The 12,362-nt window shown below is 69.7% G+C and carries 11 protein-coding genes; 4 read left to right on the forward strand and 7 right to left on the reverse strand.

Translation table 11 applies throughout. The annotated features are described in order from the left end of the window. Positions 1-18: 18 nt before the first annotated feature. Positions 19-462, forward strand: coding sequence for a GNAT family N-acetyltransferase (locus tag HNR02_RS01815; protein WP_312861134.1), 444 nt, complete (start codon positions 19-21; stop codon positions 460-462). A gap of 88 nt (positions 463-550) precedes the next feature. Further along, complete coding sequence (locus tag HNR02_RS01820; protein WP_179771494.1) at positions 551-1,438, forward strand: NmrA family NAD(P)-binding protein; 888 nt, start codon at positions 551-553, stop codon at positions 1,436-1,438. A gap of 38 nt (positions 1,439-1,476) precedes the next feature. On the opposite strand, the gene HNR02_RS01825 is transcribed toward HNR02_RS01820, so the two are convergent. Beyond that, positions 1,477-3,384: an ABC transporter ATP-binding protein gene (locus HNR02_RS01825; RefSeq protein ID WP_179775650.1), complete on the reverse strand. Its 1,908-nt coding sequence runs from the start codon at positions 3,382-3,384 to the stop codon at positions 1,477-1,479. 14 nt (positions 3,385-3,398) lie between these two features. After that, on the reverse strand, positions 3,399-5,132 hold the full coding sequence (locus HNR02_RS01830; RefSeq protein WP_179771495.1) for an ABC transporter ATP-binding protein: 1,734 nt from the start codon (positions 5,130-5,132) through the stop codon (positions 3,399-3,401). Between the two features lie 83 nt (positions 5,133-5,215). Between HNR02_RS01830 and HNR02_RS01835 the strand changes: the two genes are divergently transcribed. Together HNR02_RS01835 and HNR02_RS01840 are read left to right on the forward strand one after the other, a co-directional pair. Further along, a complete protein-coding gene (locus tag HNR02_RS01835) occupies positions 5,216-5,794 on the forward strand; it encodes a TetR/AcrR family transcriptional regulator (RefSeq protein WP_312860872.1) in 579 nt (192 codons plus the stop codon). A 93-nt stretch (positions 5,795-5,887) separates the two neighbouring features. Further along, entirely contained in the window at positions 5,888-6,655 is a 768-nt protein-coding gene (locus HNR02_RS01840) for an STAS domain-containing protein (protein WP_179771496.1), read from the forward strand. Here HNR02_RS01840 and HNR02_RS01845 read toward each other — a convergent pair. The 5 genes from HNR02_RS01845 to HNR02_RS01865 all read right to left on the reverse strand — a co-directional run bounded on the left by HNR02_RS01845 (position 6,645) and on the right by HNR02_RS01865 (position 12,355). Further along, the gene (locus tag HNR02_RS01845) at positions 6,645-8,519 is read right to left on the reverse strand and encodes a CheR family methyltransferase (protein WP_179771497.1); all 1,875 of its coding nucleotides are present in this window, start codon (positions 8,517-8,519) and stop codon (positions 6,645-6,647) included. The two genes, HNR02_RS01840 and HNR02_RS01845, sit on opposite strands and share 11 nt — an antisense overlap. 21 nt (positions 8,520-8,540) lie before the next feature. Next, positions 8,541-9,581 (reverse strand): chemotaxis protein CheB, encoded by a 1,041-nt coding sequence (locus tag HNR02_RS01850; RefSeq protein WP_179771498.1) that lies wholly within the window; start codon positions 9,579-9,581, stop codon positions 8,541-8,543. Positions 9,582-9,617: 36 nt separating this feature from the next. Beyond that, positions 9,618-9,965, reverse strand: coding sequence for an STAS domain-containing protein (locus HNR02_RS01855; protein ID WP_179771499.1), 348 nt, complete (start codon positions 9,963-9,965; stop codon positions 9,618-9,620). A gap of 105 nt (positions 9,966-10,070) precedes the next feature. Beyond that, a complete protein-coding gene (mnmA, locus tag HNR02_RS01860) occupies positions 10,071-11,159 on the reverse strand; it encodes a tRNA 2-thiouridine(34) synthase MnmA (RefSeq protein WP_179771500.1) in 1,089 nt (362 codons plus the stop codon). Beyond that, complete coding sequence (locus HNR02_RS01865; RefSeq protein WP_179771501.1) at positions 11,159-12,355, reverse strand: cysteine desulfurase family protein; 1,197 nt, start codon at positions 12,353-12,355, stop codon at positions 11,159-11,161. The genes mnmA and HNR02_RS01865 overlap by 1 nt, the downstream gene beginning before the upstream one ends. Between the last annotated feature and the right edge of the window lie 7 nt (positions 12,356-12,362).

The following is a 12,362-nucleotide window of genomic DNA, read 5'->3' on the forward strand; positions in this document are numbered from 1 at the left end:
TCGGTGTTCGTGAGTGAGATCCACATTAGACGAGCCCGGCGCGAAGAGGTCGGGACGATCGTCGAGATGCTCGCCGACGACCACCTCGGCGCCCAGCGGGAGACCCTCGACGACGCGACGCCCTACCTGCGCGCGTTCGACGTCATCGACGCCGACCCCCACCAGCTGCTGGTCGTGGCCGAGCGGGACGGCGACGTGGTGGGCACGCTGCAGCTGACGTTCATCCCCGGCCTGTCCCGCCGGGGCGCGACGCGGGCACTGGTCGAAGCGGTCCGCGTGCGGTCCGACCAGCGTGGCGGCGGCCTGGGCGTGACGCTGATGAAGTGGGCCGTCGACGAGGCCCGGCGCCGGGGGTGCGCACTGGTGCAGCTCACCTCCGACGGCTCCCGCACCCGCGCGCACACCTTCTACGAGCGGCTCGGTTTCGAGCCGACCCACGTGGGCTTCAAGCTCACCCTGTAGTTCCCCCGATGCCACGGGGTCGTTGCGCCTCTCCGAAGTAAACGGTACGGTTGAGTTTACTTAGCCGGACCTCCCGAAGAGAGATGCCATGATCGTCATCACCACCCCGACCGGAAACATCGGACACCAGGTCCTCGGCCACGTACTCGCCGCGGGCAGACCGGTTCGCGTGATCGCGCGGAACCCGTCCGGACTGCCCGGCGACGTTCGCGACCGCGCCGAGGTCATCCCCGGATCGCACGGCGACCCGGAAGTCCTCGCCCGCGCCTTGGACGGCGCCGAAGCCGTGTTCTGGCTCGCGCCGGGCGACCGCCGTGCCACGAGCATCGACGACGTCTACCGCGGCTTCACCCGTCCCGCCCTCGAAGCTCTGAGCGGCGTGCAGCGCGTCGTCGACGTCAGCGCGCTGGGCCGCGGCACCCCGTATGCCGGTCAGGCGGGCCACGTCACGGCCTCACTGGCCATGGACGACCTCATCGCGGACACCGGAGTCGCCTTCCGCGCGCTGGCCGCGGCGTCGTTCATGGACAACGTCCTCCGGCAGGCCCGGTCGATCGCGGAACAGGGCACGTTCTTCGACGTCCTCTCCCCCGACCGGGCGCTGCCGTGGGTGGCCACCCGCGACATCGCGGCGGTCGCGGCACGCCTGCTGCTCGACGGCACCTGGACCGGCCGCGGCGAGGTCCCGCTGCTCGGCCCGGAACACCTGTCCTACGCCGGGATCGCCGACATCGTGTCGGAGGTGCTGGACAAGCCCGTGCGGTACGAGCAGATCCCGGCCGAGACGCTGTACGACGCGATGACCGGCTCCGGCGCATCCGAAGCGCAGGGACGGGCGATGGTCGAGATGGCCACCGCGAAGGAGAAGGGTCTCGACGACGGGGTCGCCCGTACCCCGCGCCACGCGACCGACACACCCACCACGTTCCGCCAGTGGTGCGAGGACGTCCTGGCGCCGGCGGTCCGGCAGGCCTGATGCCGGGAACCCGGCCCACCGCCGGGTTCCCCGCACGATCAGGTCGCGGCTTCGACCGGGCTGCGAAACTGCGCCGAGTACAGCCGGTGGTACGCGCCCTCCGCGGCGATCAGCTCGTCGTGCGTGCCCTGCTCCACGATCCGCCCCGATTCCATCACCAGGATGAGATCGGCGTCGCGGATCGTGGACAGGCGGTGCGCGATCACGAAACTCGTCCGGTCGGTCCGCAGCGCAGCCATCGCCTGCTGCAGCAGCGCTTCGGTGCGGGTGTCCACCGAGCTGGTCGCCTCGTCGAGGATCAGCAGCGACGGGTCGGCGAGGAACGCCCGCGCGATCGTCACCAGCTGCTTCTCCCCCGCGCTGAGGTTGGTGCCCTCGTCGTCGATCACCGTTTCGTAGCCGTCGGGCAGGCTGCGCACGAACCGGTCGACGAACGTGGCCCGCGCGGCGGCCTCGACCTGTTCGGCCGACGCGCCCGGGTTGCCGTAGGCGATGTTCTCCCGGATCGTGCCGTTGAACAGCCACGTGTCCTGCAGCACCATGCCGGTCTGGCCACGCAGCTCGTCGCGCGTCAGGTCGGTGATGTCCACGCCGTCGAGCGTGATGCGCCCCGCGTTCAGTTCGTAGAACCGCATGATCAGGTTCACCAGCGTGGTCTTGCCCGCACCGGTCGGGCCCACGATCGCCACGGTGTGCCCCGGTTCGGCCACCAGCGACAGGTCCTCGATCAGCGGTTTGGACGGATCGTAGGAGAACTCGACGTGCTCGAACTCGACCCGGCCGCGGCGCTGCTCGGGCAGCTTCGGCGACGTGGTGTCCGGCTTCTGCTCCGCGGCGTCGAGCAGTTCGAACACCCGCTCGGCCGACGCGACACCGGACTGCAGCAGGTTCGCCAGGGACGCGGCCTGCGTCAGCGGCTGCGTGAACTGCCGCGAATACTGCAGGAACGCCTGCACGTCGCCCAGCGTCATGGTCCCCGTCGCCACCCGCAGGCCACCGACGACGGCGAGCACGACGTAGCTGAGGTTCGACAGGAACATCATCGCGGGCATGATGATCCCGGAGATGAACTGCGCGCCCATTCCGGCCTTGTAGAGGTTTTCGTTGCGGCGCCCGAACTCCTCCTCGACCTCGCGGCGCCGCCCGAACACCTTCACCAGCTCGTGCCCGGAAAACGCCTCCTCGATGTGCGCGTTGAGCGATCCGGTGTGCTTCCACTGCGCCACGAACAGCTTCTGCGAACGCTTCCCGATCACACTGGTCAGCACGATCGACACCGGCACCACGAGCAGCGCGATGACCGCCAGCAGCGGCGACACCACGAACATCATCACCAGCACGCCGATCAGCGTGAGCAGCGCCGTGAGCAGCTGGCTCAGCGCCTGCTGCAGCGTCAGGGAGATGTTGTCGATGTCGTTGGTGACGCGCGACAGCAGCTCACCGCGCGGCTGCCCGTCGAAGTACCGCAACGGCAACCGGTGCAGCTTCGCCTCGACGTCCTCGCGGAGCCGGAACACCACGCGCTGCGTCGCGCCGTTGAGGAGGTACCCCTGCAGCCACGCGAACAGCGACGCGGCCACGTACAGCGCGAGCACCCACATGAGTACCGTGCCGAGCGCATCGAAGTCGATGCCCGAACCGGGCACGATGTTCATCCGCAGGAGCATGTCGGCGAGGTTGTCGTTCCCCCCGGCCCGCGCCGCCGCGACGGCCTGCTCCGTGGTGACACCCGCGGGCAGGCGGCTGGAGATGAAACCACCGAAGATGATGTCCGTCGCGTGACCGAGGATCTTGGGGCCCACCACGGAGAACGCGACGCTGACGACACCGAGCGCGACGACGGACACGAGCGTGACGCGCTCGGGCCGCAGCCGGCCCAGCAGACGGCGCGCACCGTCGGCGAAACTCTTCGGCTTCTGCCCCGGCGCGCCGGGCGCTCCCGGCATCCCACCCGGCCTGGTCACGCGGCCTCCTCAGCCGTCATCTGCGACTCCACGATTTCGAGGTAGGTGGGACAATCGCGCAGCAGCTCGCGGTGCGTGCCGAGCCCGACGATCTCCCCGTTCTCCAGCACGACGATCTGGTCGGCGTGCACGATGGTCGAAACCCGTTGCGCGACAACGATCATCGCGGCCTCGGCGGTGTGCGGCGCCAGCGCGGCGCGCAGGCGCGCGTCGGTCGCCAGGTCCAGCGCCGAGAACGAGTCGTCGAACAGGTAGACCTCCGGTTTGCGCACGAGCGCACGGGCGATCGCGATCCGCTGACGCTGTCCGCCGGAGACGTTCGTGCCGCCCTGCGCGATCGGCGCCGCCAGGCCACCGGGCATCTCCGCCACGAACTCACGCGCCTGCGCGATCTCCAGCGCCTCCCACAGCTCGTCGTCTCCCGCGTCCGGGTTGCCGTAGCGCAGGTTGCTCGCGACCGTGCCGGTGAACAGGTACGGCCGCTGCGGCACCAGCCCGATGCGGTTCCACAGCACGTCCGGGTCCAGATCGCGGACGTCGACCCCGTCGACCAGAACCTGCCCCGCCGTCGCGTCCATGAGCCGCGGGATCAGCGACAGCAGGGTGGTCTTGCCCGCGCCGGTGCTGCCGATGATCGCGGTGGTCTTGCCCGCCTCGGCCCGGAACGTGATGTCGCGCAGCACCGGGTCCGCCGCGCCGGGGAACCGGAACTCCACGCCGCGCAGCTCCACGGCGCCGTGTTCACGCAGCTGACGAACCGGCTGCCGCGGCGGCACCACCGACGAATCGGTGTCCAGCACCTCCGCGATCCGCTCGGCACACACCGACGCGCGCGGAATCATCGTCGCGATGAACGTCGCCATGGTGACCGACATCAGGATCTGCACCAAATAGCTCAGGAACGCCGTCAGCGCCCCGATCTGCATCTCCCCCGTCTCCACGCGGTGCGCGCCGAACCACAGCACGGCGACGCTGGACGCGTTGAGCACGAGCATCACCGACGGGAAGATCAGCGCCTGGAGCCTGCCGACCCGCAGCGCGGTGCCCGTCAGCTCACCGTTGGCGGCGGCGAACCGCCGCACCTCGTCGCGCTCACGCACGAACGCCCGCACCACGCGGATACCCGACAGCTGTTCGCGCAGCACCCGGTTGACGCGGTCGATCAGTACCTGCATGCGCCGGAACTGCGGCACCATCCGCGACACGATCAGCCCGATCACCGCCAGCAGCACCGGCACCGCGACCAGCAGCAGCCAGGACAACCCCACGTCCTGCCGCAGCGCGAGCACGATGCCGCCGACGCACATGATCGGCGCGACGATCAGCATCGTGCTGCCCAGCACCACGATCATCTGCACCTGCTGCACGTCGTTGGTGGTGCGGGTGATCAGCGACGGCGCCCCGAACTGCGCCACCTCGCGCGCGGAAAAACCCCCGACGCGGTGGAAGATCGCACCGCGGACGTCGCGCCCGAACCCGGCCGCGCTGCGCGCGCCGAAGTACACCGCGGCGATCGAGCAGGCGATCTGCAGCAGCGTGACGGCCAGCATCCAGCCGCCGGTCGAGAAGATGTAACCGGTGTCGCCGGTGGCCACACCGTGGTCGATGATGTCGGCGTTGAGGCTCGGCAGGTAGAGCGAGGCGATGGTGCCCACGAGCTGCAGCACCAGGACAGCCGCGAGCGCTCGCCAGTACGGACGCAGGAATGTCCGTAAGATCCGGTTGAGCACGATTCCCCCTAGGAAACGATCGGTATTTACTGTGTAGACTAACCGAGTAAGAAACGCAACGTATTTTAGGAGGGAGTCACGAGGTGTCCAGGCGCCACGGCGAGGAGCTGGAGTCAGCCATCCTGCAGGCGGCCTGGGACGAGCTGGTCGAGGTCGGCTACGCCAAGCTGACCATGGAATCGGTGGCCGTGCGGGCGGGCACCAGCAAGCCGGTCATCTACCGCCGCTGGCCCGGCCGCGCCGAGCTCGTCCTCGCCGCGTGGCGCAGGCGGGTGCCCAGGGAGGGCGACCTGCCCGACACCGGCAACCTCCGCGCCGACCTGCTCACCCTGCTGGAGCGGACTCTCCACCGCTTCGACGACACCCCGCGGGACGTCCTCGCCGGCCTGATGACGGAAACCTTCCGCGATCCCGAGGTGTTCGCCCTGTTGCTCAAGCAGATCGCCGCCGCGACACACCGTCCGAGCATCGAGACGATCGTCGGCCGCGCCGTGGAGCGCGGCGAAATCCGCCCGGTGGAACTCACCGCGCGCGCCGCCCGGCTCCCCCTCGACCTCATTCGCGTGGAAGCCGCGTTCTACCACCGGGAAATCACTGAGAAAACGATTACCGAAATCGTCGACGACGTATTCCTGCCCCTCTTGCGCGGACTGGCACGATAAGGGTTCACTGACAGGAATGCCCCGCTCCGGCAGCGGGTACCACTCCCGTTGACGGGAAAGCACACCGAAGTAACTTGGAGGCGGTGTCGGCTGATGAGCACCGCTGATCAGATCGTCGTCGAGCAACACGACCTGGCCGGCTGCACCGTCGTCGATCTTGACGGCAGACTCGACGCACGGACCTACGGCATACTGCGCGACAGCCTGATCAAACTGGCGATCGAACAACCGAGAGCACTGCTCGTCCGGGCCGACCGGCTGGAGGTGACCAGCACCTCCGCCCTGACCGTGTTCTCCGCGGTCTGGATGCGCATCAACCAGTGGCCCGCCGTGCCGATGGTGCTGGTCACCGGGGACGAGCAGCAGCGTCGCCTGATCGACTTCAGCGGTGTGCGGCGGTACGTGCCGACCTACTCGTCACTGGTGGACGCGCTGGACGCGATCGAAGAGCCACCGCAGCGCCGCCGCCACACGGCCGACTTTCCGCCGATCCCGGCCAGCTCCCACGCCGCCCGTGCGTTCGTGCGGGAAACCTGCCGCGACTGGAACGTGGTGGCCCGGCTGGAGGACGCGCTGGGAGTCGCTTCCGAGCTCATCGAGAACGCCGTCACCCACGCCGGAACCGAGCTGGAGCTGCGTGTGGAGCTGCGCTTGGGCTACCTCACGATCGCCGTGCGGGACCAGAACTCGAAGCAGGCCGTGTTGCGGCAGAGCGCGCAGGGCCGGTTGTCGGGCTACGGCCTGCAGGTGGTCGCCGCGCTGTCCCTGGCCTGGGGGTGTTCACCCACCCTCGGCGGCGGCAAGGTGGTCTGGGCCGTCCTCAGCCTGGTTCCGCACCGGCTCGCCACGTTCACGGTATGAGGTCGACGACACCGTCCTGGGCTTCCATCACGAGGATCGCGCCCGTCGAATCGCCACGGCGGTTGCGCAGGGCACCGCAGGCGACGCGCAGCACGACCGCCCGGCCCCGCCGGTTCACCGCGTCCATGGTGATGCGTTCGAAGTAGGCGGGATCGGCCAGCGCCGGCCGCACCATCGGGCGCAGATCGGCCACCGGCAGGCCGATGTCGAGGTTGAGCAGGTGTTCGCCCTCGACCTCGTTCCGGCGCAGCCCCCACAGGTCCTCGGCGCCCGCGTTCCACGCCACCACCCGCATCTGCTGGTCCACGACCACCACCCCGGCCTGCAGCGAGGTGAGGATCGACTCCAGGAACTCGTTGAGGTCGTCGAGTTCGGTCGTGCGGTCACGCAGGGTGTTGTTGATGGTCTGCAGCTCGTCGTTGGTCGACTGGAGTTCCTCGTTGGTGGTCTCCAGCTCCTCGTTGGTCGACTGGAGCTCCTCGTTGGTCGTCTCCAGCTCCTCGATGGTCGACTGGAGCTCCTCGTTGGTGGTCTCCAGCTCCTCGGTGGTGGATTGCAGCTCCTCGTAAGCGTTTTCCCGTGCCCGGTTCGCGTTCGCCAGCTCGGCCACCAGCCGGTGCGTCGTGGTCACGTCGTGGAAGACCACGGACACGCCGACCAGATCTCCGGACTGCACGATCAGCGGGCTGAAGTGCAGCTCGAGCGCCAGCAGGTCCCCCGGCCCGCGCTGCCACTCGACCCCCTTCGCGCGCACCGCCCGCCGATCGCCGCGCACCTGGTCGATGTAGCTGCGCAACTCGACCGGCCGGTAGGAGATCTCCAGGTCCCGCAACAGCCGTCCGACATCGCGTTCGCTCAGGTTGAACATCTGCCCGGCCTGCTCGTTGATCAGCGCGACCGCGTCGTCGGAGGTGACCACGATCTGCGCGACCGGATTGGCCGCGAAGGTCAGCGACCGCAGCTCGTCGAGCCGGTCGAGCACCGTTTGCCGGTCGGCGGGCAGGCTGTGGTTGAACGGCGAGTTCACGGCCACCGGATTCGCGCCGAGCTTCCGGAAGATCCGGAAGCGCAGGTTGACCGGATCGAAGATGCGGCTGTGTGACAGCAGCATCTCGGCCTTGCCCATGAACAGCACGCCGCGCGGCACGAGCGCGAAGTGCAGTTTGCGCAGAATACTGGTCTGGGCGTCCGCGTTGAAGTACATCAGCGTGTTGCGGCAGACCAGCAGGTCGATGCGCGAGATGGGCGCGTCCTGCACCAGGTCGTTGCGCCCGAAGATCACCGAGCGGCGCAGCTCCTTGTGGAAGGAGTACCGCCCGGCCTGGTGCTCGAAGTACCGGGACACGTAGTCCGCGGGCAGCCCCTCGATGTCCCGTGACGAGTAGACGGCCTGCCGGGCCTGGGCGAGCGCCTCCTCGTCGACATCCGTGGCGTAGATCTTCACCCGATGCCGGAACTGCTCGATCCCCATCGCTTCGGCCAGCGCGATGGCGAGGCTGTACGCCTCCTCTCCCGAGGCGCACCCGGCGCTCCAGACCCGCACCGGGTCGTCCGGCCCGCGCTCGGCCAGCACCATGGGGATGATCTCGGACTGCAGAAAGTCCCACGCGTCCGCGTCACGGAAGAAGTTCGTGACGTTGATCAGGATCGTGTTGAACAACGCGCCGAACTCGTCGCCGTTGACCTGCAGGAAGTCGAGGTAGTCGACGAAACTGGCGCAGCCGACGGTGTGCATCCGCCGGTTGACGCGCCGCATGAGGCTGCTGCGCTTGTACCCGGTGAAGTCGAAGCCGCGCGTCTCCTTGAGGTACTCGAGAATGGCCTCGAAGCCCTCGTCCGTCGCCGACTCGATCTGCTCGTCCACGTGCGGACCCTACGTCAGTGTTCAAGCGGTTTCATCGGAGGCGTCGTCGGCCTCGTCCACGATCGGAAGTTCCTCGAACAGGAAGGTCCGCAGCACCCCGGCGGCGTGGTCCGCTTCCGCGCGATGCCGTTCGTAGCGGGCGGAAACGAGGTGGAAGCCGCGGTGGTCGGCGTCCTGGCTCATCCGGATCGCGAGGTCCCGCTTCTCCTCCAGCGCACGCAGCGCCGCCCAGAGCGCCTGCTCGATTCCGAGGGACTGCTGGTAAAACAAGGCTTTCGCGGTCCACGCGTGCCCGACCCGGCACCGGTACCGCGTGCCCGCCTCGTCGAGCGAGTGCAGCACGCCGTGGCAGTCCGGGCACGCCAGGCCCGAGGGCTGGGACACGTCGAACACCTCCCGCGACACCACGTTGGCGTTACCCTCGGACCGGGCGATACGTGCCTCGACCTCGTCGACGGCCGGTCCCGGATCGTTGCTCTCGCCGTCGACGACCTCCCGTACCCGTTCGGCGAGGACGCCGCCGATCTTCCCGCTCGGCAGGACGTGGTCGACCGCGACCCGCGCGAGCGCGTTGTCCGGCATCGCCCGGTAGATGGCTTCGTGGGGATCCTGCGCCACGGCAACGCCTCCACGAGCCTTGATCGCGGCCAGACCCGCGGTGCCGTCGTCGAGCGCGCCCGAGAGCACCACGCCGATGACACGCGGTCCGCGGTCGACGGCGGCGGACCGGAACAGGGCATCCACCGCGGGCCGGTACCCGTTCTCGGTCGGGCCGCGGGACAACACGATCCGCCCGTCGTGCACCAGCAGGTGGTGGTCCGGCACCGCGGTGTAGAGGTGCGCTCGCCGCAGCGGTTCGCCGTCACGGGCGCTCAGTGCGTGCAGCGGCCCGGCACGGTCGAGAATCGCGGGCAGCGCACTGGCCCCACCCGGCGGGAGGTGGAGCACGACCAGGACCGCGGCGGGCAGGTCCGCGGGAAGCCCCGCGGCGAACTCACGCAGCGCCTCGACGCCACCGGCGGAGGCTCCCACGACAATGAGATCCCGCGGTTGTCCGGCCACTCCTCGACGGTAGCCCCTTTTCGGCCTGTCAGCAGATCATGAACCGACGGCGTCGACGACGGAATCGAACCGGGGCACCTGCGCGGTGAGCCCGGTGACGTCGAAGATCCGGAGCAGCCTGCCGCTGCGCGGAACCACCAGCCGCAGGTCACACCCCCGCGCCTGGGCCTCCAGCATCACCTGGACACCAGCCGCGCTGAGGAACGCGACACGGGTCAGGTCGAGCACGACCGGGCCGGACCGTTCCGCGAGCGCGTCCGCCAGCCCGGGCGCGCTGCACAGGTCGATCTCGCCTGCCGCCGACACCACCGCCACACCACGCCGACGCTCGACGGCGAGATCCAGCACGCGCTCCGTGAGCGGGGTGCACGGCTCGTCGGACACCAGGCTCGCCTCCTCGGCGCTTTGTCGAATACTGGCGGGAACCGTAGCCCGAGTGTAGCGCCGCCCACGGCGCCGGCGCTGGCGGCGAAACCACCGGATCGTGCGTTACTCGCCGGTCGCCACGATCTTCGCGCTGCCCAGCACGAGGTCACCGGCCGCGTCCGGCCGGTACAGCACGGCGACCTGGCCCGGCGCGACGCCGGTGAGCGGCTCGCGCACCTGGATCCGCACTTCGTCGCCCTCGACCTCGGCGACCGCGGCGCCGAGCCCGCCGTGCGCCCGCACCTGGACCACGCATTCGGTCGGGCCATCGAGCGGCCCCGACGGCCACACGGGGCGGCCGGCGCGGATCTCCCGCACGGTCAGCGCGTCCGCGGAGCCGACCTTCACGGTGCCGGACACCGGTTCCAGCGCCAGCACGTACCGCGGCTTGCCGTCCAGCACCGACCGGTCGATGCCGAGCCCCTTGCGCTGGCCGATGGTGAAACCGTGCACGCCGGTGTGGCGGCCGAGCACGGCACCGGTCTCGGCGTCGACGAGGTCGCCCGGTCGCTGGCCGAGGCGCTTCTCCAGGAACTTCTGGGTGTCGCCGTCGGGGATGAAGCAGATGTCGTGGCTGTCCGGCTTGCGCGCCACGGCGAGACCGCGGCTCTCGGCCTCCGCGCGGATGTCCGGCTTGCGGGTGTCGCCGACCGGGAACATCGAGTGCCGCAGCTGCTCCGGCGTCAGCGAGGCCAGCACGTAGGACTGGTCCTTGTCCGCGTCGACGGCGCGGCGCAGCTCCGGCACACCGTCCACAACGGACAGGCGGGCGTAGTGGCCGGTCGCGACGGCGTCGAACCCCAGCGCCATCGCCTTGTCCAGCAGCGCCTCGAACTTGATCTTCTCGTTGCAGGTGACGCACGGGTTGGGCGTGCGTCCGGCGGCGTACTCGCCGACGAAGGTCTCGATGACCTCCTCGCTGAACCGCTCCGCGAAGTCCCAGACGTAGAACGGGATCCCGAGGATGTCCGCGGCGCGGCGCGCGTCGTGCGAGTCCTCGATCGTGCAGCACCCGCGCGAACCGGTGCGCAGCGTGCCGGGCTTGGCCGACAACGCCAGGTGTACGCCGACCACGTCGTGGCCGGCCTCGACCGCACGGGCCGCCGCCACGGCCGAGTCCACTCCCCCGCTCATCGCGGCCAGTACCCGCATCACATCTCCTGCTTGTTCTTGCGCAACCCGGACAGGCCCGCCTGCCGCGCCCGCGCGACCACGCCGCCGATCTCCCGCGCCACCGCGTCCACATCGTCCGGCGTCGACGTGTGACCGAGCGAGAACCGCAGCGAACCGCGGGCCGACGCCGCGTCGGCGCCCATCGCGAGCAGCACGTGGCTGGGCTCCGCGACGCCGGCGGTGCAGGCCGAACCGGTCGAGCACTCGATGCCCTTGGTGTCCAGCAACATCAGCAGGCTGTCGCCCGCGCAGCCGGGAAAGGTCAGGTGCGCGATGCCGGGCAGCCGTCCCTCGCCCGAAGGCACGCCGTTGAGCACGACGTCGGGCACCTCACGCCGCACGGCTTCGATGAGCGCGTCGCGCAGTCCGCTTACCCGTTCGGCGTAGCGGGGTTGCTCGCGCACCGCCTCTTCGACGGCCGTCGCGAACGCCCGGATGGCGGGCACGTCGAGCGTGCCGGAGCGGACGTCGCGTTCCTGGCCACCGCCGTGCAGCAGCGGCACGCATTCGGTGTCCCTGGACAGCACGAGCGCGCCGACGCCGTAGGGGCCGCCGAGCTTGTGCCCGGTCAGGGTGAGTGCGCTGACGCCACTGCCGGCGAAGTTCACCGGCACGGCGCCGACGGCCTGCACGGCGTCGGTGTGCAGCGGGAGACCGTGCTCCGCGCAGATCTCGGCCAGCTCGGCCATCGGGTTGATGGTGCCGACCTCGTTGTTCGCCCACATGACGGTGACCAGCGCCACGTCGTCGGGGTCGCTCTCGACGGCCTTGCGCAGGGTTTCGGGCAGCACCCGGCCATGCTCGTCGACGTCGAGCCAGGTGACCTCGGCCCGCGCGTGATCGGCCAGCCACTGCACGGCGTCCAGCACCGCGTGGTGTTCGGCGGTGCCGGCCAGCACGCGGCGGCGCTTCGGGTCGGCGCCGTGGCGCGCCCAGAAGATGCCCTTGACCGCGAGGTTGTCACTTTCCGTGCCACCCGCCGTGAAGATCACCTCGGAGGGGCGGGCACCCAGCGCCTCGCCGATGATCTCGCGCGCCTCCTCGACGGCCCGGCGTGCCCGCCTGCCGGAGGAATGCAGTGACGAGGCGTTGCCCACGGTGGACAGCGCCTCACTCATCGCCGCAATGGCTGACGGCGACATCGGGGTGGTCGCCGCGTGGTCGAGATAGGTCATCGCATTA

The organism is Amycolatopsis endophytica (genome assembly GCF_013410405.1).
GTDB lineage: Bacteria > Actinomycetota > Actinomycetes > Mycobacteriales > Pseudonocardiaceae > Amycolatopsis_E > Amycolatopsis_E endophytica.